General features: G+C 70.9%; 19 protein-coding genes. 11 read left to right on the top strand and 8 right to left on the bottom strand.

Going from position 1 to position 20,514, the window contains the following annotated elements; translation table 11 throughout:
- Positions 1 to 25: 25 nt before the first annotated feature.
- Positions 26 to 481 carry a murein hydrolase activator EnvC family protein gene (locus Aut01nite_RS38815; protein ID WP_084000007.1) on the top strand — a complete coding sequence of 152 codons (456 nt, stop codon included), beginning with the start codon at positions 26 to 28 and terminating at the stop codon, positions 479 to 481.
- Here Aut01nite_RS38815 and Aut01nite_RS38810 read toward each other — a convergent pair.
- Positions 458 to 1,645, bottom strand: coding sequence for an aminotransferase class V-fold PLP-dependent enzyme (locus tag Aut01nite_RS38810; RefSeq protein ID WP_043532655.1), 1,188 nt, complete (start codon positions 1,643 to 1,645; stop codon positions 458 to 460). The genes Aut01nite_RS38815 and Aut01nite_RS38810 overlap by 24 nt on opposite strands.
- A gap of 18 nt (positions 1,646 to 1,663) precedes the next feature.
- Positions 1,664 to 2,851, bottom strand: a complete 1,188-nt coding sequence (locus Aut01nite_RS38805; protein ID WP_204037902.1) for a tyrosine-type recombinase/integrase — start codon at positions 2,849 to 2,851, stop codon at positions 1,664 to 1,666.
- Positions 2,852 to 2,936: 85 nt separating this feature from the next.
- On the opposite strand from Aut01nite_RS38805, the gene Aut01nite_RS38800 reads away from it, so the two are divergent.
- Together Aut01nite_RS38800 and Aut01nite_RS38790 are read left to right on the top strand one after the other, a co-directional pair.
- Positions 2,937 to 3,398 carry a pyridoxamine 5'-phosphate oxidase family protein gene (locus tag Aut01nite_RS38800; protein WP_043532653.1) on the top strand — a complete coding sequence of 154 codons (462 nt, stop codon included), beginning with the start codon at positions 2,937 to 2,939 and terminating at the stop codon, positions 3,396 to 3,398.
- A gap of 1,373 nt (positions 3,399 to 4,771) precedes the next feature.
- The gene (locus Aut01nite_RS38790; protein WP_052164533.1) at positions 4,772 to 4,957 is read left to right on the top strand and encodes an AlpA family phage regulatory protein; all 186 of its coding nucleotides are present in this window, start codon (positions 4,772 to 4,774) and stop codon (positions 4,955 to 4,957) included.
- Positions 4,958 to 5,073: 116 nt separating this feature from the next.
- On the opposite strand, the gene Aut01nite_RS38785 is transcribed toward Aut01nite_RS38790, so the two are convergent.
- The 3 genes from Aut01nite_RS38785 to Aut01nite_RS38775 all read right to left on the bottom strand — a co-directional run bounded on the left by Aut01nite_RS38785 (position 5,074) and on the right by Aut01nite_RS38775 (position 8,871).
- Positions 5,074 to 6,444, bottom strand: a complete 1,371-nt coding sequence (locus Aut01nite_RS38785) for a DNA-processing protein DprA (RefSeq protein ID WP_084000005.1) — start codon at positions 6,442 to 6,444, stop codon at positions 5,074 to 5,076.
- A gap of 526 nt (positions 6,445 to 6,970) precedes the next feature.
- The gene (locus Aut01nite_RS38780) at positions 6,971 to 8,512 is read right to left on the bottom strand and encodes a YifB family Mg chelatase-like AAA ATPase (protein ID WP_043532648.1); all 1,542 of its coding nucleotides are present in this window, start codon (positions 8,510 to 8,512) and stop codon (positions 6,971 to 6,973) included.
- Positions 8,512 to 8,871: a YraN family protein gene (locus Aut01nite_RS38775; protein ID WP_043532646.1), complete on the bottom strand. Its 360-nt coding sequence runs from the start codon at positions 8,869 to 8,871 to the stop codon at positions 8,512 to 8,514. Before Aut01nite_RS38775 ends, Aut01nite_RS38780 begins: the two co-directional genes overlap by 1 nt.
- Positions 8,872 to 9,209: 338 nt before the next feature.
- Between Aut01nite_RS38775 and rpsB the strand changes: the two genes are divergently transcribed.
- The 7 genes from rpsB to Aut01nite_RS38740 all read left to right on the top strand — a co-directional run bounded on the left by rpsB (position 9,210) and on the right by Aut01nite_RS38740 (position 16,165).
- Positions 9,210 to 10,115 (top strand): 30S ribosomal protein S2, encoded by a 906-nt coding sequence (rpsB, locus tag Aut01nite_RS38770; protein WP_043532644.1) that lies wholly within the window; start codon positions 9,210 to 9,212, stop codon positions 10,113 to 10,115.
- A 76-nt stretch (positions 10,116 to 10,191) separates the two neighbouring features.
- Positions 10,192 to 11,022: a translation elongation factor Ts gene (tsf, locus tag Aut01nite_RS38765; protein ID WP_043532642.1), complete on the top strand. Its 831-nt coding sequence runs from the start codon at positions 10,192 to 10,194 to the stop codon at positions 11,020 to 11,022.
- Between the two features lie 156 nt (positions 11,023 to 11,178).
- Positions 11,179 to 11,886 carry a UMP kinase gene (pyrH, locus tag Aut01nite_RS38760; protein ID WP_236643151.1) on the top strand — a complete coding sequence of 236 codons (708 nt, stop codon included), beginning with the start codon at positions 11,179 to 11,181 and terminating at the stop codon, positions 11,884 to 11,886.
- Between the two features lie 62 nt (positions 11,887 to 11,948).
- The gene (gene frr, locus Aut01nite_RS38755; protein WP_043532640.1) at positions 11,949 to 12,506 is read left to right on the top strand and encodes a ribosome recycling factor; all 558 of its coding nucleotides are present in this window, start codon (positions 11,949 to 11,951) and stop codon (positions 12,504 to 12,506) included.
- Between the two features lie 219 nt (positions 12,507 to 12,725).
- On the top strand, positions 12,726 to 13,631 hold the full coding sequence (locus Aut01nite_RS38750) for a phosphatidate cytidylyltransferase (protein WP_084000003.1): 906 nt from the start codon (positions 12,726 to 12,728) through the stop codon (positions 13,629 to 13,631).
- Between the two features lie 43 nt (positions 13,632 to 13,674).
- Entirely contained in the window at positions 13,675 to 14,868 is a 1,194-nt protein-coding gene (gene rlmN, locus Aut01nite_RS38745; protein ID WP_043532638.1) for a dual-specificity RNA methyltransferase RlmN, read from the top strand.
- Positions 14,869 to 14,905: 37 nt separating this feature from the next.
- Positions 14,906 to 16,165, top strand: a complete 1,260-nt coding sequence (locus tag Aut01nite_RS38740) for a DivIVA domain-containing protein (RefSeq protein ID WP_043532637.1) — start codon at positions 14,906 to 14,908, stop codon at positions 16,163 to 16,165.
- Positions 16,166 to 16,211: 46 nt separating this feature from the next.
- Here the strand turns inward: Aut01nite_RS38740 and Aut01nite_RS38735 are convergent, their stop codons facing one another.
- Positions 16,212 to 16,451 carry a DUF2631 domain-containing protein gene (locus tag Aut01nite_RS38735; protein WP_043532636.1) on the bottom strand — a complete coding sequence of 80 codons (240 nt, stop codon included), beginning with the start codon at positions 16,449 to 16,451 and terminating at the stop codon, positions 16,212 to 16,214.
- A gap of 120 nt (positions 16,452 to 16,571) precedes the next feature.
- Here Aut01nite_RS38735 and Aut01nite_RS38730 point away from each other — a divergent pair, with 120 nt between their 5' ends.
- The gene (locus tag Aut01nite_RS38730) at positions 16,572 to 18,122 is read left to right on the top strand and encodes a Rieske 2Fe-2S domain-containing protein (protein WP_043532635.1); all 1,551 of its coding nucleotides are present in this window, start codon (positions 16,572 to 16,574) and stop codon (positions 18,120 to 18,122) included.
- Here the strand turns inward: Aut01nite_RS38730 and Aut01nite_RS38725 are convergent.
- Both Aut01nite_RS38725 and Aut01nite_RS38720 read right to left on the bottom strand, forming a co-directional pair.
- Positions 18,119 to 19,672 carry a phytoene desaturase family protein gene (locus tag Aut01nite_RS38725; RefSeq protein ID WP_043532634.1) on the bottom strand — a complete coding sequence of 518 codons (1,554 nt, stop codon included), beginning with the start codon at positions 19,670 to 19,672 and terminating at the stop codon, positions 18,119 to 18,121. The two genes, Aut01nite_RS38730 and Aut01nite_RS38725, sit on opposite strands and share 4 nt — an antisense overlap.
- 11 nt (positions 19,673 to 19,683) lie before the next feature.
- Positions 19,684 to 20,484, bottom strand: coding sequence for a YhjD/YihY/BrkB family envelope integrity protein (locus tag Aut01nite_RS38720; RefSeq protein WP_236643146.1), 801 nt, complete (start codon positions 20,482 to 20,484; stop codon positions 19,684 to 19,686).
- Between the last annotated feature and the right edge of the window lie 30 nt (positions 20,485 to 20,514).

The raw sequence follows: 20,514 nt of genomic DNA, 5'->3' as shown, positions 1-20,514 counted from the left end.
TCCTCCGGCGGGCACGCTTCCCGGCATGCCCGCCTTCGCCGCGTTCCTGACGTTGTTGCTGCTGTACCAATGGCCCGTGCAGCCGCCGAGCGTGGCGCGGCCGTTCCAGCCGCCGCCCCAGCCGTGGCTGTCCGGGCACCGCGGAGTCGATCTGGGCGCCCCACCCGGTGCGGTGGTGCGGTCGGCCGGCAGCGGCGTCGTGGTCTACGCGCGGCGGCTCGCCGGGCGCGGCGTGGTCAGCGTCGCGCACGCCGGTGGGCTGCGGACCACCTACGAGCCGGTCACCGCCACCGTCGCAGCCGGTGACACGGTCGCCGCCGGCGATCCGATCGGCGCCCTCGAAACCGGTCATCCCGGCTGCCCGGTGACCGCCTGCCTGCACTGGGGCCTGCGGCGCGGCGACGTCTACCTCGATCCGCTCCTGCTGCTCGGCCCGCGCCGGGTCCGGCTCCTGCCGCTAACCCCGGTAGGCGTGCAGTAAGGCGGGAAGGCGTTCCGCGAACCGGTCGTACTCCTCCGGGCGGTTGTAGATCTGCGCGCTCAACCGCAGCAGCCCCCGGCCGCCCCACGCGTTCAGCGCCACCTCGGTCGCCAGCTTGTCGGCGATGTGCAACCGCAGGTCGTACGCTTCCGGTCCGGTCGTCGCCAGACCCGCCGGCAGCGGCACCACCCGCATCGCCACCCCCGGTCCGCCCGGCTGCGGCAGATCCCGGGGCGCGAGGCCGAGAGCCGCGCCGACAACCCGCTGGGCGTACGCGGCGAGCGTCGCGTTGTGCTCCCGGACCGCCTCCGCGCCGAGCGTCCGCAACGCGAAGACCCCCGCCGGCGCGGCCAGCCAGGACGTGTAATCGATCGTCCCCTGGAACTCCACCGACAGCGGATAACCCTCCTCGTGCTCCCAGGACACCACCAGCGGGTCGATCCGGCGGCGCCACGGGGCGGCCACATGCATCAGCGCCGTGCCGCGCGGCGCCCAGCCCCACTTGTGCAGGTTCCCCACCCAGAAGTCGGCGCCGATCGCGGACACGTCCACCGGCAGCATCCCCGGCACGTGCGCGGCGTCCACCAGAACCGGGACGTCATGTTCGCGGGCGGCCGCGACGATCTCCCGTACCGGAAAGAGAGACGCCGTCGCCGAGGCGAGCTGATCGACGACCAGCAACCTGGTCCGGCCCGGCCGCAACGCGGCCCGGACCCGGGCCACCACCTCCGGCCCGGACAGCCCCAACGGGATCGCCACCGTCCGCGCCGTCGCCCCGGTCCGCCGGCACTGGCGGCGCACCGCCATCGTCACCGCGCCATAGGCGTGATCGGTCAGCAGCACCTCGTCCGCCGGCCCCGGCCGGACCGATTGGAGGATCAGCGACACCGCCGCCGTCGTGTTCGGCACCAGGGCGCTGCCGTCCGGATCCGCACCGAGGAACATGGCCAGATGCCGTCGGGTATGGACGATCCGATCCACCAGCCCGGTGCCGTAGAAACGCAGCGGGTTCGACTCGACCTCGTCGCGCAGCCGTTGCTGGGCGCGCTGCACACTGATCGGCAGCGCGCCGAACGAGCCGTGGTTCAGATAGGACACCGCCGGGTCGAGGGAGAACAGGAGCCGTGCTCCCGGAATCGGATGCGGCTTCACCGGGGCGGTCATGCTCTGGATCGTACGATGTCAGGCTCGTGGATGCGCCTGATTGAAAGCCGCACGCAGCCGCTCGGTCGACACATGGGTGTAGATCTGGGTGCTCGCCAGCGAACTGTGCCCCAGCAGCTCCTGCACCGCCCGGAGGTCGGCCCCGCCGTCGAGCAGATGGGTGGCCGCCGAATGCCGCAGATCGTGCGGACTGGTGTGCGGCAGACCCGCCGCGCGTGCCGCGTTCGCCACGATCCGCCGGACCACGGTCTGCTGAAGACGGCCACCCTTCGCACCGAGGAAGAGCGCGTCCCGGCTCGCGCGGGTGATCAACGCCGGCCGGCCCAGCCGCAGCCAGTCGTCGAGAGCGCGTCTCGCCGGATGCCCGAAGGGGACGGCACGCTCCTTGGCCCCCTTGCCGAACACCCGGACCACCTGACGGGCGTGATCGACGTCGGCGCGGTCGAGCTGACAGAGTTCGCTGACACGTACGCCTGTCGCGTACAGCATCTCCAGCACCGCCCGATCCCTGATCGCCACGGCATCGCCGGCGCCGTCGCCTCCACCGCTCCGGGCGGACCCGTCCGCCTGCTCTGCTCCGTCGCCTTCCGCGGCGCCCTCGTTCTGGTTTGTGGCACTCGGCGTCTCCTCCGCACCGTCGTCCCCTGCGGTGCCGTCGTCGTGGTTCGTGGTGCTCAGTGGCTCCGCGCGTCCTGCCGGGCCTGCGCCATCCGGTGTCGCTGTGCCGCTGTGGACCCGGGCCCTCGTGTCGCCGGTGGCTTCACGGGTCTCCGCCCGATCCGGGCGGGTCGCGGGGACGGCCGGAGTCATCAGGGCGGCGGCCTGGTCGGCGCGCAGCACGGTCGGGAGGGGGCGGTGCGCACGAGGGCTCGCCAACTGGGCGCCCGGGTCGTCGGGGGACCGGCCGGTGCGGTGCGCCCACCCGGTGAACACCCGGACCGCCGCCGCACGCCGAGCCTGCGAGGCCCGCGCGGAACCCGCGCCCATCCGGGCCGCGAGCCAGCCCCGGAGGACGGTGATGTCCAGGTCGGCGAGCGTCGTCCGCCCTTCGAGCGCCGCATGATCGAGAAGGGAGACCACATCCCCGACGTACGCCCGGACGGTGTGCTCCGACCGCCCCTCCACCGCCGCCAGATGACGGCCGAACTCGTCGACCGCCTCGCGCAGGGCCGGGGGCAGCCGCTCGTGCAATTCACGGATCCGCATCGCCTCAGACCGTCCACCGGCCCGGCCTCCCCGTCAAGTTTCCGGTCCGGCGTTTCTGTCATACCCCCGGTCTAGCCTCGCGGGCATGGCACGTTGGGAAGAGATCGAGAAAGACGCTCCGGAATTCGCCGCCCGTGTGCGGGCCCTCTTCGAGGCCGGCACCAACAAGACCATCGCCACGTTGCGCAGCGACGGCTCCCCACGGATCAGCGCGTCCGAGGCCCAGTTCCTCGACGGCGACCTCACCTTCGGCATGATGCCCGGCTCGGTGAAACTCCGTGACCTGCGCCGCGACCCCCGCATCGCGATGCACAGCCCCACCCTGGAGCCACCAGCCGACGACCCCTCGAGCGGCCCCGGCGACGCCAAGCTGTCCGGCCGCGCGATCGAGATCCCACCTCCCGTCGACACCCCGCACGTCGATGCCGGCTTCTTCCGCATCGACATCACCGAGGTGGTCCTGACCTACGTCGGCACGCCCGCCGACCACCTGGTCATCGAGTCGTGGCACCCGGCTCACGGCCACCGCCGCCGCACCCGGACCTGACCCTCACCCGCCCCTGCCCGTCACCCGCCCCTGCCCGCTCGCCGACCGCTGCCCGTGACCCGCCGCTGTCCGTCCCGGCTGGTGGCCGTTCGCCTGCTGCTGCCCGTCGCCTGCTGCTGTCCGTCCCCCACGGCTGGCCGTTCGCCTGCTGTTGGCCGTTCGCTGGCCGCTGCCCGCCTCTCGCCCCTGTCCGGAGCGGATGGGGTGCCGCTCCAGGTTCGGGGTGCCGGCCGGATGGGGTGTCGCCGTGGGTCGGGTGCCGGACGGATGGGGTGCCGCCAAAAAGTTTGGGCGCCGGCCGAATGAGGTTCCGTCGCAGCTTACGGACATCAGCTGGATGGGGTGCCGTCGCAAGGCACGGGGATGCCAGCGGGAGGTGGGGTGGCGGAGCGGGCCGGTGCGGGTCGGGCCGGAGCGCCATCATCGGCAGCCGCGGAAGGGGCGGCTCGAGCGGCCGGGCCGGCAGTGGGGCGCGGCAGGAACCGAACGGCAGGTGGACCGGTCTCGGTGGTGTGCGGGAAGGGTGTCTGTGGTGACGGTCAGGTGGGTGGGGTGGGGCGGGCCCAGGACAGGAAGCGTTCATACATGTTCAGCGGTGGCGGAGTGCCGTGGGCGGTCAGGTCTTCGAGAGCGTCGTACATCTGGGCGGATAGGTAGATCCTCAGCAGGGATGGGAAGGCGCGGTATTCACTGAGGAGACAGGCCCGCGCCTCAGGGCATGGCCACGGGTGGCCGCAGGCCCGGCACAGCCAGTCCGGGCGGTCACTCAGGTGTTCGGGTCTCTGAGTTGTGGACAACTGGACTCCCCCGGAAGTGAGCGGCTGGTACGTGGGCGCATCAGTGGCTGCGGGGATGGCGGTGCGCACGGGGCCGGGGATGCTGGCTCGCGCGGTGCTCCTGGGCGGGGGTGAGACGGCCGGCGCGGCCGATGTTGGCGTCGGTGTGCGATGTCCGGGCGGGAGTGGCCGGGGCGGGACGGGGCTCGACGGTGGGGCGGGGATCGTCGGTGGGACGGGTCTCGGCGGTGGGGCGGGGGGCAGCGTCGAGGCGGGCGTGCCGTGACCGGTACAGGCCGCGCCGTCCCAGCTCAGGGCCCTCCGGGAGAGGTGAGTCGCGAGGTGGATAGGGCGGGGGTGGAGAGGGCGGGATGCGGTCGATGCAGGGGGCGGGAAGACCGCAGATGCAGCGGCGCCACAGGGTGCGCCAATCGCGGCGGTGGCGGGGGTGGAACGGCACGGGCCCGGTAGTCGGGCGACTTCTAGGCATAGAGCCACCTTAATTGACAAGAGACTACCTGTCTCCTATCAACTTGATAAAAGACTAATAGTCCCGCGCCTACGGTCGATCATGTGGGAGTGAAGCCGATCCGCCTCATGGGCGCGCACGAGATCCGAATCCGTCTCGGTGGAGTCAGTCGCCAGCGGGCGTACCAGATCACGAGCCGTGCCGATTTTCCGAAGCCGGTCGCCGACCTGGCCCAGGGCAAGGTATGGCTGACTGAGGACGTCGAGGCGTGGATGAAGGTTCACCGCCGCGACCTGGACGAGTCCGAGGACTGACTCGCCAGGCCACGCGCGGTGGCCGTTGGACCGGCCTGTGGCCGGTGACCGTTCAGGTCGCCGGAGTGGACAGGCCGGTCCTCACCATGCCCGCAGGACAGTGATCACCTGCCGGATCAGTCACCATCAGGGTTGATTCCCAGGGTCTCTTGGCCGGGCGAAGCCTCGTCTCCGGCGGTTTCCGGCCCGAGCACGCGGCTCCTTCCGGCGGGTTCCGCCGTGGGCGAGGTGCTCTGCCGGGTGGGTTCCGCCGTGGGCGAGGTGCTCTGCCGGGCCGGTTGCGGCGTGGGTGAGGTGCTCTGCCGGGTGGATTCCGGTGCCAGCGAGATGCTGTTCCCGGTGCGTACGACCAGGCCTGCGACCTCCAGCAGGGCGAGCCGCCGCAGCACCGTGCGCAGTGTCAGCCGGGCCTTCGCGGCGATCCGTTCGGGGGTGGACGATCCGTTCGCGGGCAGCGTCTCCAGCACGAGCGCGCTCTCCTCGTCCAGGTGGTCGTGGCGGCGCTGGGGTCCCCGCGGCGGGTCGGCGAGGTATTCGCCGATCCGGCCGACCTCCTCGAGCACCTCGGACGGGCGGGTGACCACCCGTGCGTACGGGTTGCCGCGCAGGATCTCGTGGCAGCCGACCGACATCGCCGACGTGACCGGTCCCGGCACCACCATCGCGGGCCGGCCCAGGGCCAGGACCCGGCTCATCGTCTGGGTCGCGCCGCTGCGGGCGGCCGCCTCGACCACGAGGGTGCCTACGGTCGCCGCGGCGATGACCCGGTTGCGGATCAGGAAGCGGTGCCGGAGCGGTTCGGCGCCGATCGGCCATTCGCTCACCAGCAGGCCGGTCTCGATGATCCGGTCGAACATGGCCGAGTTCCCGACCGGGTACGGGCGGTCGACCCCGCAGGCGAGTGCCGCGACGGTACGGCCGCCGGCGGCGATGGTCGCGCGGTGTGCCGCGGCGTCGATGCCGAACGCTCCACCGGACATCACCGTCCAGCCCTCCCGGGCGACCGTGTACGCCATGTCGGTCGTGACGTGGTCACCGTAGTTCGTGGCGGCCCGGGAGCCGACGATCGCGATCGACCGTTCCAGCGTCTCGCCGAGAGGCCAGGGGCCCCGTACCCAGAAACACAGCGGGGGACGGGTGTCGGTGTTGACCCGCCCGCCGGTGTCGAGTTCGAGGGTGGCCAGGTCGTTCACGCGTGCCGGCCATTCGTCGTCGGCGGGGACGACCAGCCGGGCGTCGAGTCGTTCCGCCCGCCGCATCGCTATCTCGGCGACCCGGCGCGGATCGCCGGTGGAGGTGCGGGCCGTGACCGCTGATCGCAGGCGATTGTCCGGGATGTCGCCACTGAGCAACCGATCCAGGGTCGCGGGCGCGCCGTCCTGCTCCACCAGGGTCCACACCGTCCGATTGCCGGGCTCGGCCAGCCAGGTCAGCGCGGCCCGCGCCGCCCGGTCCTCCGGCCCGCCGGGTTCCCGCTCCCCGCTCATGCCTGCTCACCCCGCAACCGCCCGGACAGGCAGCGAGCCCTTCCATCGAAACCGGGCCCAGGCCCGGCCCGTTCAGGCGCGGCCGGTTCAGGTCCGGCCCGTTCAGGCCCGGCCCGTTCAGGCGCGGCCGGTTCAGGTCCGGCCGGTTCAGGTCCGGCCGGTTCAGGTCCGGCCGAATCGCTTCCGGCCGGCGTGCGACCGCCTGTGCCGGGATGAGGCGCGTGTCCGGGCGATTCGTTCGTGCGGCGCTCGGGTCCAGTCGAGGGAGTCATTGGTCATCCGTTCCGGAAGGTCGGCGATGTACCGAGGAGGGGAGAGAGACAGGGAGGGATCAGGTGAGGACCGGGAAAGGGCTGTGCGGTGAAGGGAGGATCGGAGGAGGCGATGGCGGGGCCGCAGAGGCGACGCCGATACGGAGGCGCGAAGCAGATGCCGCAGGCCGGTGCCGCGGCGTGCCGTGGTGTCGGCCGGTTGGACCGCGCGACAGGGCGGCGGGCGGAGCCGGAACGGCCGCCCGAGCAGGCAGTCAATTCCGGCTGCGGACACTGGCCTCTCCCATCCGGAGCTGATAGGCCTGGCCCACGTCGCCGCCGTCCGGCCGGGTCCGGCCGTCCAGGTCCGCGATCGTCCAGGCCAGGCGCAGGCATCTGTCGTAACCGCGGGCGGAGAGCGTCCCGCTGTCCAGCGCGTCGTACAGGATCCCGGTGTCCCGGGGCGGCAGTTGCCACGGTGACTGCCGCAGCCGGGGTCCGGGCACTTCGGCGTTGAGCCGCCATCCGCCTGCCGCCCACCGTTCGGCGGCGGCCGATCGGGCTTTCGCGACCCGGGTGGCGACCACCGACGACGGTTCCGCCAGGGGTGAGGCGGAGGTGACCATCAGCTGCGCCGCCCGTACCGGAAGCAGATTGATCTTCATGTCGATCCGGTCGAGCAGTGGCCCGGAGAGGCGCCCCAGATATCGCCGCCGCACCAGCGGGCTGCAGTGGCAGGCCTGATCGCCCGCCGGTGACGCGCACGGGCACGGGTTCGCCGCCACGACCAGCTGCGCCCGGGCCGGGTATTCGGTGGTGCCATGGGCGCGGGACAGCACCACCCGCCCGCTCTCCAGCGGCTGCCGCAGCGCCTGAAGGGTGACTCTGCTCATCTCGGGGACCTCGTCGAGGAAGAGCACCCCGCGGTGGGCCAGGGAGAGCGCGCCCGGCCGCAGCAGCCGGGATCCGCCGCCGATCAGCGCCGCGAGGCTGGCGCTGTGGTGCGGTGCCTGGAACGGTGGCCGCCGCACCAGGCGCCCGTCCGGCGGCAGCACCCCGGCGATCGACTGCAGGGCGGTCACTTCGAGCGCGGCGTCGTCGTCGAGTTCCGGGAGGATGGACGGGAGCCGTTCGGCGAGCATGGTCTTGCCGGCGCCGGGCGGGCCGAAGAGGGCCAGGTGGTGACCGCCGGCGGCGGCGATCTCCAGGGCGTACCGCCCGGTCTCCTGCCCGGCGAGGTCGGCCAGGTCGGGGCCGGGCGGCTCCGCCACCGGGGGTACGACGGGCGGCTCCAGCAGCGTCCCGGTCCCCTGCACGAACCCGGCGAGCCGGTGCAGGGTGTCGACCGCCCGCACCGTCACCCCGGGCACGACCGTGGCCTCCCGCGCGTTGGCCAGCGGCACGATCACCCGGGTGATCCCGGCCCGGGCGGCCGCGGCCACCATCGGCAGCACGCCGCGGACCGGCCGGACCGTCCCGTCGAGGCCGAGTTCGCCGAGCAGCGCCACGCCGTCGAGACGGTCCGGTGGCAGCGCGCCGACGCCGGTGAGGATCGCCGCGGCGACCGCGAGGTCGAAGCCGCTGCCGTGTTTGGGCAGGGCGGCGGGGAGCAGGTTGACCGTGATCCGGCGGTTGGGCCAGTCGTGGCCGGAGTTGACCACGGCGGCGCGCACCCGGTCGCGGGCCTCGTTCAGCGCGGTGTCCGGGAGCCCGGTGAGGACCAGGGTGGGCAGGCCGTTGGAGAGGTCGGCCTCCACTTCGACGAGGTGGCCGGCGACGCCGACCAGGCCGGCGCAGAGCACGCGGGCGTAGCTCATCAGAACGCGTCCCGGATGTGTGACACGTGTGCTCTGCCGCGCGGTTGCGGGAGCACCTCCACGACGTCGAAGCGGACGCGGGCGGCCGGCACCCCCGACTCGGTCAGCCACCGGGACGCCAGATGCCGCAACCGGCGCACCTTGCGGTGATCGATGGAGGCCGCCGGCGGTCCGAAGGCGGCTGTGCGCCGGGTCTTCACCTCGCAGAAGACCACGTCGTCTCCGTCACGCAGGATGAGATCGATCTCTCCGTCCGCGCAGCGCCAGTTGCGCTGGAGCAGCACCAGGCCGCGTTCCTCGAGGTGCCGGGCGGCCAATCGCTCACCGTAGGCGCCGACCGCTCGTCGCTGAGTCGTCATGGCGGGGCACTTTCACACGAGATTCGTCACCATGTGCGACGGCCTGTGGACCGACCGCTGGTGTGGACGGGTTTCCGCTGCCTGTCGAGATGTGCTAGCGCCAGGGCGGACCGGGCCGGCCGGCGGGTTGGCGTATGCTTGTCCACGGCGACCGCCCAGGCGGTCGACTTCGCGTGCCTTCCGGCTGCGCCGCTCACTGGTCTCGCCAGTGTCAGTGGCCGTCGGTGGCGGTCCTCCCTGGTCCCGATGCTGTCGGGCCCGAATGTGGCCGCCGACCGGGCGCCAGGACGCTCATCGTCGGTGAGCGTGACAACCAGGGATAGCTAGGAGCACCCACCATGGCCGTCGTGACCATGCGCCAGCTGCTGGAGAGCGGTGTCCACTTCGGGCACCAGACCCGCCGCTGGAACCCGAAGATGAAGCGCTTCATCATGACCGAGCGCAACGGCATCTACATCATCGACCTGCGCCAGACCCTCGACTACATCGAGAAGGCCTACGCGTACGTCCGTGACACCGTTGCCGAGGGTGGCCACATCCTCTTCGTCGGCACCAAGAAGCAGGCGCAGGAGGCCATCGCCGAGCAGGCGACCCGGGTCGGCCAGCCGTACGTGAACCACCGCTGGCTCGGCGGCATGCTGACCAACTTCCAGACGGTGTACAAGCGTCTCCAGCGCATGAAGGAGCTCGAGGCTCTGGGTGACCTGACCGGCACCGCCGCGGGTTACACCAAGAAGGAGACCCTCCAGCTCTTCCGTGAGAAGACCAAGCTCACCAAGACCCTCGGTGGTCTGCGTGACATGACCAAGACGCCGTCGGCGATCTGGGTCGTGGACACGAAGAAGGAGCACATCGCCGTCGACGAGGCCCGCAAGCTGGGCATCCCGGTCATCGCGGTGCTCGACACCAACTGTGACCCGGACGAGGTCGACTTCCCGATCCCGGGCAACGACGACGCGATCCGCTCCGCCGAGCTGCTGACCAAGGTCATCGCGGCTGCCGTGGCCGACGGTCTGATCAAGCGGTCCGGCCGTGGCCGTGGTGGCGCCGAGGAGAAGCCCGAGGCGGGCACCGTCGCCGCCGGCGAGCCGCTGCCCGAGTGGGAGCGCGACCTCTACGAGGGCGCCGAGAAGAAGGCCGACGAGCCGGCCGCCGCCGCTGAGCCTGCTGCCGCTGAGCCCGCCGCCGCTGAGGCGAAGGCCGACGAGCCCGCCGCCGTCGCGGCTGCCGTCCCCGCCGAGTAAGTCCCGATTGCTTCCGGTCGTCGCCGCTCACCGGGCGGCGGCGGCCGAAATCCCGACTGACATCGAGAGAAGAGTCATGGCTAACTACACCGCCGCGGACGTGAAGAAGCTCCGCGAACTCACCGGTGCCGGCATGATGGACTGCAAGAAGGCGCTGGAGGAGTCCGAGGGCGACTTCGACAAGGCCGTCGAGTTCCTGCGCGTCAAGGGCGCCAAGGACGTCGGCAAGCGGGCCGGCCGGACCGCCGCGAACGGCATCGTCAGCCACTCCGGCAAGGCGCTGCTCGAGCTCAACTGCGAGACCGACTTCGTCGCGAAGACCCCGGACTTCGTGGCCCTGGGCCAGCGTCTGGTCGAGTTCGGCGAGCAGAACAAGGTCGCTGACGCCGCCGCGCTGCTGGCCGCGACGATCGAGGACGGCAAGACCGTCGCCGACCTGATCCAGGACTACGCCGCCAAGATCGGTGAGAAGATCGTCCTGAACCGCTTCACGGTCGTCGAGGGCACCGTCGCGGTCTACCTGCACCGCAAGGCGCAGGACCTGCCGCCGCAGGTCGGCGTCCTGGTGGAGTACACCGGCAAGGACGACGAGGCCGCGGACGCGGACGCCCGAGGCGTCGGCATGCAGATCGCCGCGATGCGCCCGAAGTTCCTCACCCGTGAGGAGGTTCCGGCCGAGGTCGTCGAGACCGAGCGCCGCGTCGCCGAGCAGACCGCTCGCGAGGAGGGCAAGCCGGAGCAGGCGCTGCCCAAGATCATCGAGGGCCGGGTGAACTCCTTCTTCAAGGACTTCGTCCTGCTCGAGCAGGCTTCGGTCGTCGACAACAAGAAGACGGTCAAGCAGGTCGCCGCCGAGGCGGGTATCGAGATCACCCGATTCGTGCGGTACGAGGTCGGCCAGGAGTAAGGCTCCATAAAGCAATGGCTCGGGAGGTCGGGTACGCGATTGAGCGTCCGGCCTCCCGGTCGCATAAGGTCTCCTGCAGATAGCGAAGGGAAGGCGGGTCTCATGACGATGGTGACCGAGCAGTCCGCCACGGATGACGATCAGACTCCGCCGACCATGCGGCCGCGGCGGGTCGTGCTGAAACTCTCCGGTGAGGTGTTCGGCGGGGGTGACGTCGGGGTCGAGCCCGACATCGTGCACTCGCTGGCCAAGCAGATCGCCACGGTGACGCGCCGGGGCATCCAGGTCGCCGTGGTGGTCGGTGGCGGCAACTTCTTCCGCGGTGCCGAGCTGCAGAAACGCGGCATGGACCGGAACCGGGCCGATTACATGGGCATGCTCGGCACGGTGATGAACTGCCTGGCCCTCCAGGACTTCCTGGAGAAGGAGGGCATCGAGACCCGGGTGCAGACGGCGATCACGATGGCCCAGGTCGCCGAGCCGTACCTGCCGCTGCGTGCCATCCGCCACCTGGAGAAGGGGCGGGTCGTCATCTTCGGCGCCGGCGCCGGCATGCCGTACTTCTCCACCGACACGGTGACCGCCCAGCGCGCGCTGGAGATCCACGCCGACATGGTGCTGATGAGCAAGAACGGCGTCGACGGGGTCTACACCGCCGACCCGCGGATCGACCCGACCGCGCGCAAGCTGGAGGCCATCACCTTCCAGGAGGTCCTGCAGCGCGGACTGCGGGTGGCCGACCAGGCCGCCTTCAGTCTCTGCCAGGAGAACAAACTGCCGATGCTGGTCTTCGGCGCGGAGGGCGACGACACCATCGTGCGCGCGTGCGCGGGCGAGCGGATCGGCACCCTGATCACCGCCTGAGAGCTTTTCGATTCCCGCAGCATCCCGCACCACCGAAGACAGCAAGGAGGCGAGAAGAGCCGGTGATCGAGGAAACCCTCTTCGAGGCCGAGGAGAAGATGGAGAGCGCGGTCGAGCACGCCAAGGAGGAGTTCGCCGCCATCCGTACCGGCCGGGCTACTCCCGCGATGTTCTCCAAGATCCTGGTCGACTACTACGGCGCGCCGACCCCGGTGACGCAGATGGCCTCCGTCGGCATCCCGGAGCCGCGCATGGTCATCGTCAAGCCCTACGACGCGTCCCAGCTGGGCCCGATCGAGCGGGCGATCCGTGACTCGGACCTGGGGGTCAACCCCAACAACGAGGGTACGCAGCTGCGCATCCACCTTCCGCAGATGACCGAGGAACGCCGCCGCGAGATGATCAAGGTCGCCCGCGGCAAGGCCGAGGACAGCCGGGTCGCCATCCGCAACGTCCGCCGCAAGGCCAAGGACCAGATCGACAAGCTGGTCAAGGACGGCGAGACCGGCGAGGACGACGGCCGGCGCGGGGAGAAGGAGCTCGACGACGTGACGCACCGCTACGTCGCGGTCGTCGACGAGCTCCTCAAGCACAAGGAAGCCGAACTGCTCGAGGTCTAGACATCGCAGGAAGCCCGGCGCATCCCACCGGAATGTGCCGGGCTTCGGCCTGTTCGGCCGGTGCCCCGTCACGGGTGGTTGAATTGCGCGCCGCCTCGACCGCTGTTCAGACGTCACGTTTGCAGTACGCTCTGCACGGTTTCTGTGAGCATGAGGTAGGGGTCGGCATTGTCTTTGCATCCAGCGGCGGCGCCGCCCGCGTACCCCGGAACGGAATCGATGACCGAGCCCGGTAACCCTCAGCCGGAGGAGAACCTCAGGACCGGTGGCAAGGGCCGCCGCCGTGCCGGGAAGGGCCGCACGCCGCAGGGCGGCGGCCGCGCCGGCCGTAATCTTCCGGCCGCCATCGCGGTCGGCCTCAGCCTCGGCCTGGTCCTCCTGGCCGCGCTGCTGATCGAGCCGATCGCCCTGCTGGCCGTCCTGGTCGCGGCCTCCGGTGTCGGCGCCTGGGAGATGGCGCGCGCGCTGTCCACCACCGGCGCCCGCCCGCCGCTGATCCCGCTGATCGCCGGCAGTGTCCTGATGACCGGCCTGGCCTGGTACGAAGGCGCCGACGCCCTGTTCCTCGGCCTGATCGTGACGATCGGCGCGGCCGCCCTGTGGCGTCTCGCCGACGGTGTCGCCGCGGTGCGCCGCGACTTCACGCCGAGTGTGCTGATCGCCGTCTACGGCCCGTTCCTGCTCGGCTTCGCGGCCATGCTGGTGCGGCAGATGGAGCACGGCAACCTGCTGGTGATCGGCACCCTGGTCGCGGTGGTGCTCTCGGACACCGGCGGGTACGCGGCCGGCGTCTTCCTCGGCAAGCACGCGATGGCCCCGAAGATCAGCCCGAAGAAGTCCTGGGAGGGTTTCGCCGGCTCGGTGACGGCGGCCGCGATCGGCAGCGCCGCTTTGCTGTTCTTCATGGTCGGCGTGCCGGTGTACTGGGGCCTGCTGTTCGGCGCGCTCATCTCGGTGGTGGCGGTGCTCGGCGACCTGGCCGAGTCGATGCTCAAGCGGGACCTCGGGGTCAAGGACATGAGCAATCTGCTGCCCGGCCACGGGGGGCTGATGGACCGGCTGGACTCGATCCTGTTCGCGATCCCCACGGCGTACCTCTTCTTCTCGATCATCACCCCGAGCTAGCTGTGGGCGACCGACTCGGCGGACGTGGGAGACTGGAGAGGCCATGACGATTCTTCCGGTCATCCCGATCAGCCCCGAGCAGCCCGACATCCTGCAATCCGGGCCCGCGACAACCCGCCGCCGTCCCAGCATGCCCCCGCGCCATCTGGCCGACCTGGACCTCGCCGGCCGCCAGAGCGCGGTGACGAGCCTCGGCGAGCCCGCCTTCCGCGCCAAGCAGCTCTCCACCCACTATTTCGGCCGTCTGGTCCGGGACGCCGCCGCGATGACCGACCTGCCGGCCGGCACGCGGGACCGGCTCGCCGCCGATCTGCTGCCCACCCTGCTGACCCCGATCCGGGAGCAGGCGTGCGACGACGGCGCGACCCGCAAGACCCTGTGGAAGCTGCACGACGGGGCGCTCGTGGAGAGCGTGCTGATGGGTTATCCCGATCGGGTGACCGCGTGCGTCTCGAGTCAGGCCGGATGTGGCATGGCGTGCCCGTTCTGTGCGACCGGCCAGCAGGGCCTGACCCGCAACCTGTCGGTGGCGGAGATCGTGGACCAGGTGGTCTATCTCGCCGGGGTGGCCGCGTCCGGCGCCGTCACCGGTTCGCCGCCGCGCCTGTCCCGGGTCGTGTTCATGGGGATGGGCGAGCCGCTGGCGAACTATCCGCGGGTGATCGAGGCGGTGCGCCGCCTGACCACTCCCGCGCCGGAGGGTCTGGGACTCTCACAACGGCACATCACGGTGTCCACGGTGGGTTTGGTGCCCGCTATGCGCCGGTTGACCGCCGAACAGCTCTCGGTGACTCTTGCGCTGTCCCTGCACGCCCCCGATGATGATCTGCGCGATGAGCTTGTGCCCGTCAACCAGCGTTGGAAGGTGGCCGAGGTGCTCGACGCCGCGTTCGATTACGCGGCGCAGACCGGCCGTCGGGTTTCCATCGAATACGCCCTGATCAGGGACGTAAACGATCAGCCCTGGCGTGCCGACCTGCTGGGCCGCCTTCTGAACGGCAAGCTGGCCCATGTGAATCTCATCCCGTTGAACCCGACTCCGGGTAGCAAGTGGGATGCGAGCCCGAAACCGGTCGAACGTGAGTTCGTCCGCCGGCTGCGAGAGTCCGGCGTCTCGACGACCGTTCGCGACACCCGGGGCCGGGAGATCGACGGCGCGTGCGGCCAGTTGGCCGCGGGTGAGCTGACGGACGCGAGCGCAGGGGGCGCCGCAGCCGACGCGGAGGTGGCACAGTGACTGGGCGTAGGTCCCAGCGAGCGGAGTGGGAGACGTTGTGACGAGTCAGGGGCAGCGTTTCCGAAGGCGTGCGCTGCGGCGTGGCTACAAGGTCGATGAGGTCGACGCCTTCCTGGACCGGGTCGAGGCGACCCTGGCCGGGGAGCAGGTCGGCCCGCCGGTCGGCGCGCAGGAGGTGCACGACGTCGTCTTCCGTGTGCGGTTCGGCGGATACGACGAGTGGCAGGTCGACCTGCACCTGGACCGGGTCGAGCGGCAGCTCGCCGAGTTCGAGGAGCGCGGCGGCCGCCCGGCGACCGACCCGATGCGCGATTCGATGCGCAGCGGCCTCACCACCGGCTCCATCTCCGGCCCGCCCGCGATGGGCCCCGGCCCCGGTGGTCCCGGCCCCGGCGGTCCCGGCGGCTTCGACCGGGGTGGCTTCGACCGTGGCCCCGGCGGCCAGCCCCCGCAGCCCCAGGGTTATCCCGGCCAGCCGCAGGGCTTCCCCGGCCAGGGCCAGGGTGGTTTCCCCGGCCAGCAGCCGATGCAGCCGCAGGGCTTCCCCGGCCAGCCGATGCAGCCGCCCGGCGCCCCGCAGATGAACCCGGCGGCCCGGACGGCCTCGCCGCCGACCGAGCGGATCACGATGCCGCCCCAGATGCCGCAGCGCCAGCCCCAGCAGCAGTTGCCGCCGGCCTCGGATCAGTACGGGCGCTACGACGAGCCCACCGGTTACGGTCAGCAGCAGCCGCCGCAGCGTCCCGGCCCGCCGCCGGGTTACGACCCGCCCGGTTACGACCAGGGCGGTTACGACCAGGGCGGCTTCGACGGCTTCGAGCCGGGCCGGCACGGCAAGACCGACATGACCGCCGAGATCCGGATGCCGGACCGGGATCCCCGTGGCGGGTACGGCCAGATGCCGGGCGCTCCGATGCAGGGTTCCCCGATGGCGATGCCCGGTTCGCCGATGCCGGGCGCGCCGATGAGCGGCCCGCCCTACGGCGGCGGCGGTTACGGCGGCCCGCAGCAGCCTCAGCTCGGCCCGCCGCTGGGTGAGCCGGGTGGTGAGCTCTACCGGGTCGACCAGTTGCGGCGCACGTTCCAGCCGCGCCGGTTCGGCAGTGGTTACGACCCGTCCCAGGTGGACCGGCTGTTCGAGGGCATCCTGCAGGCGATGACCGGGCGCGGCCCGATGCCGGTGAACGAGAACGATCTCGACATGCTGCAGTTCGGCCTGGTGCCGAACGGCTATTTCGAGGCCGAGGTCGATGCCGCGCTGCGCGAGGTGAAGGACATCCTCCTGCGGCGCAGGTGAGACAGACAGGGCGGCCCGCTGTCACAGCGGGCCGCCCTGAACGAAATCACTGGTCGTTGGGGCGCAGACCGCTGCGGCGCAGCACGATGTCGCCGATGACGACGGCGACCAGGCCGATCGCGATCACCACGAGCCAGACCTTCTCGGTGTTGCCCTGCTGGTTGCCCCAGAAGAAGAGCAGCATGATCGCGGCGGAGATGATCGCGCCCTTCTGAGCCCGCTTGCGGTTGCCGGGCTTGAGCTGGTCGGGCGCGTAGACCTCCTCGTGGTGTTCTTCCGCAGCCACGTCGCAACCTCCTAGTCGATGTTGAATCGGAAATAGTCTGTCACGGGGTCGCTGGGCGAACCGCACCAACCCGGCTGTACTTTCGAGGCGGTCAAGAAGCCGCAAGCAGAGGAGCGACAAGTGCGGATCACTGGCACCGGCCATGCGAGCATGCGGATCGACACCGCCGCGGGCAGCATTCTGTGCGATCCGTGGGTGAACCCGGCGTACTTCGCCTCGTGGTTCCCGTTCCCGGACAACTCGCTGCTGGACTGGGAGACCCTGGGTGACGTCGACTACCTCTACGTCTCCCACCTGCACCGGGACCACTTCGACGCGGAGCACCTGAAGAGGTTCATCAACAAGAAGGCCACCGTGCTCCTGCCGGAGTACCCGACCAGCCAACTCGAGGACGAGCTGCGGGCGCTGGGCTTCTCCAGCTTCTACCGGACGAAGTCGGACGAGGTGCACGAGCTCGACGGCGGCCTCAAGGTGATGATCCAGGCGCTGATCAGCCCGACCGACGGCCCGATCGGTGACTCGTCGCTGTGGGTGGAGCACGACGGCATCCGCGTCCTGAACCAGAACGACGCCCGTCCCGCCGACCTGTCGCGGTTCAACGAGCTGGGCCACGTGCACGCGCACATGCTGCAGTTCTCCGGCGCGATCTGGTACCCGATGGTCTACGAGCTGCCGGAGAACGCGAAGACGGCGTTCGGCAAGCAGAAGCGGGAGCGGCAGTTCGACCGCACCTGGCGTTACATCGACGACCTGAAGGCGGACTTCGTCTTCCCGATCGCCGGCCCGCCGTGCTTCCTCGACGACGAGCTGTGGCAGTTCAACGACATCCACGGTGACGAGGGCAACATCTTCCCCGACCAGTCGGTGTTCCTGACCGAGTACGCGAAGGTCGGCGGCACCAACGCGGTCGTCCAGCTGCCCGGCAGCGTCACCGAGCTGACCGACGGCGGCACGAAGCAGACCACGACCCACCCGGTGCCCGTCGACGAGTTCTTCGCGAACAAGAAGGCGCACCTCGAGGAGATGCGCGAGCGCAAGCGCGGCATCATCGAGGCGGAGAAGGCGTCCTGGCGGCACCCGGAGATCGACGTGCTCGGCGAGCTGAAGAAGCGGATCGAGCCGCTGCTCGAGGAGTCGATCTACCTGGCCAAGGGCGTCGGCGGTCCGGTCCGGTTCGACCTGGTGTCCTACGACGGCGACGAGATCGAGTCGATCGTGGTGGACTTCCCCGGCAAGCAGGTCCGGGCGTACGCCGACGAGAAGGTCCGCTACCGCTTCCGCACCCAGCGCGAGCTGATCGAGCACCTCATCTTCATCGACGAGGGCGACTGGGTGAACTCGCTGTTCCTGTCCTGCCGCTTCTCCGCGGCCCGGATCGGGCAGTACAACGAGTTCGTCTACGCCTTCTTCAAGTGCCTCTCCGAGGAGCGCCTGCAGTACGCCGAGGGCTGGTACGACGAGCACGAGAAGGCCGTCGACGCCGAGGACATCGAATTCGGCGACTGGACCGTGCAGCGGCGCTGCCCGCACCTGAAGGCCGACCTGTCCCGGTTCGGCTTCGTCGAGGGCAACGTGCTGACCTGCCAGCTGCACGGCTGGAAGTTCGACCTGCCCAGCGGCCGCTGCCTGACCGGCGTCGGCCACAAGATCCGGGCCAGCAAGAAAGCCTAGAGCGCCAGGTCACGCAGGATGCGGCGGGCCGCGTTGTGGCCCGCCGCCCCGATCACGCTGCCGGCCGGGTGTGCCCCGGCCGAGCCGTGGTAGAGCCCGTCGAGGCCGGTGAAATAGGGCATCCGCTGATCGAAGGCGACGGTGTTGTCGACGTGGTGGATGTGCCCGCCGGTGATCCCGAAGTGCCGCTCGATCCCCGGTGGGGTGAGCGGGAACACGCCGGCGACCAGGTCCGAGGTGCCGGGCGCGTACCTGTCGCAGAGGGCGAGCAGCGCGTCCACGTACCCCGAGAGCTCGTGATCCCACGACGAGCCCGCCGGCTCGAAGGGGACCGACTGCACGAACAACGCCGAGGAATGGTGTCCGGCCTCGTCGCGAAGCGACGGGTCGACGGTGGTGTGCAGGTACCACTCGATGGTGGGCTCGGCGGGCAGCACGCCCGCCTGCACGTCGGCCCACATCCGCCGCAGATTGGCCATCGGCGACGCGTCGCCCGGCAGCAGGTGGATGGTCGAGCCGAAGGGTGACGGCGCGCCCTCGGGCAGACAGGGGAACCGGGGCAGGCCCCGCAGCGCCAGATTGACCTTGAGGGTGGTGCCGGGCCGCTTGACCGCGGCCATCCGCTGGGTCAGCGCGGCGGGCAGGGACCCGGCCGGGACGAGATCCATCAACCGGTACGGGTCGCAGCCGCCCAGGACGACACTCGCCGCCACCGCCCGGCCGTCGGCCAGCACCACACCACTGGCGGCCCCGCCGTCCACCGTCACCGCGGTGACCCGGGCATCGGTGAACAGGCGCGCTCCCGCCGCCCGTGCCGCCCCGGCGAAGACCCGGGCCACCGTGCCCATGCCGCCCTCGGCGATCAGCCAGGTCCCGTCCGACCCGGGCAGCCGGCACATGTTGTGCACCAGGAAGTTGTGCCCGGTGCCCGGATCATCGGGACCCGCGTTCAGCCCGGACAGGCCGTCGGTGACCGCATACATCGCGACGAGCAGCTCACTTTTGAACCCGAACCGGCCCAGATAGCCGGCGACCGACCCCCGCACCAGATCGAGGAAGGTGCTCTGCAACGCCGGCCGGATGTGACGCTCGGCGATCTCCTCCACCGGCAGCGGCTCCTCCAGCCAGGACGGCGCGAGATCGGCCCGCAGCGCGCCGATCTCGCAGGCCAGGGCCTCGTCGGCGGCGGCGTCCCGGTCCGACAGCTGGCGGCGGTTGGCGTCGCCGTCGGCGCCGAACAACAGGTACGCCGAGCCGGGCCCGATGCCCGGCAGGAAGTAGTGCGGGTCGCGGCGCAGCGTCGGAATCCGCACGTCCAGGGTCCGCAGCAGCTCCGGTGGCATCAGGCCGAGCAGATAGGACCCGGTGGACTGGCCCAGACCCGGCGCCTCGGCGAACGGCCGCTCGGTGCGGGTGGCGCCGCCGAGCACCGGCGCCGCCTCCAGCACCACGACGTCGAGCCCGGCGCGGGCGAGCAGGATCGCGGAGACGAGCGCGTTGTGACCGGCCCCGATGATCACCACATCGGCACGGTCCGGGATGGAGGTCATGGCTCCGGAGGCTACCCCTGGGCTACGACATCCTCGTTCGGCGAGACAGCGTGCGTCGCCGCGAAACCGGCCAGCAGCACCACGTGGAAGAGGTAGAGCCACAGGCCGACCGCCACCACCCCGCCGATCTCGGTGAACCCGCCGAACGGCAGGCCCAGGTCCAGCGGCAGCGAGCAGAACAGCACGAACCCGTGCAGGAAACCGGCCAGGTTCGCGGCCGTGAAGGAGCCGATCAGCACGGTCGCCGGCCAGACCGGGCGGCCCGGCGCGACGTACCGGAACACCCAGATCACCACGGGCGTCAGCACCAGCCAGGTGGCCAGGAACGACAGCACCACACCCAGCGCCGCCCACCAGCCGCCGCGCAGCCACAGACCGCTGGTGGTGGGCAGTGCCAGGAACAGGGCCAGCAGCAGGGCCGGCGCGGCGGCCAGCACCGGCAGCCAGAGCAGCCGCCCACGCCAGCCGACCATCTTCTCGCCGGGACGGCTCAGCGAGGCGAAGGCGCGGCGCAGGCCCTCCCCGTACAGCGTGGCGGGCAGCAGGCTGGCCAGCGCGAGCGTCGGGGTGAGCGCGAGGCCCGCATCGATCAGGGCGCCGAGCGCGCGTGGCGCGCCGATCGCGTCCGGAAGAGCGGTGATGGTACGGCCTACCAGGTCCCGTACCCGATCCCCGCCGACCGCCAGCCCGGTCAGCCAGATCGCCAGCAGCGCCACCGGAACCACCGCGATCCCGGAGTAGAACGTGATCGCCGCCGCGTGCAGCGCGACGTCCTTGCCGCGCAGTGGCTGAAAGAGTCTCGCGATCCGCATGACGGTGCTCATACCCGCCCGCGCCCGGCC

It is taken from the genome of Actinoplanes utahensis (genome assembly GCF_016862455.1).
GTDB classification, from domain to species: Bacteria; Actinomycetota; Actinomycetes; order Mycobacteriales; family Micromonosporaceae; genus Actinoplanes; species Actinoplanes utahensis.
Note: the sequence above shows the minus strand (reverse complement) of the source record. Positions and strands in the feature narration are given on the sequence as shown.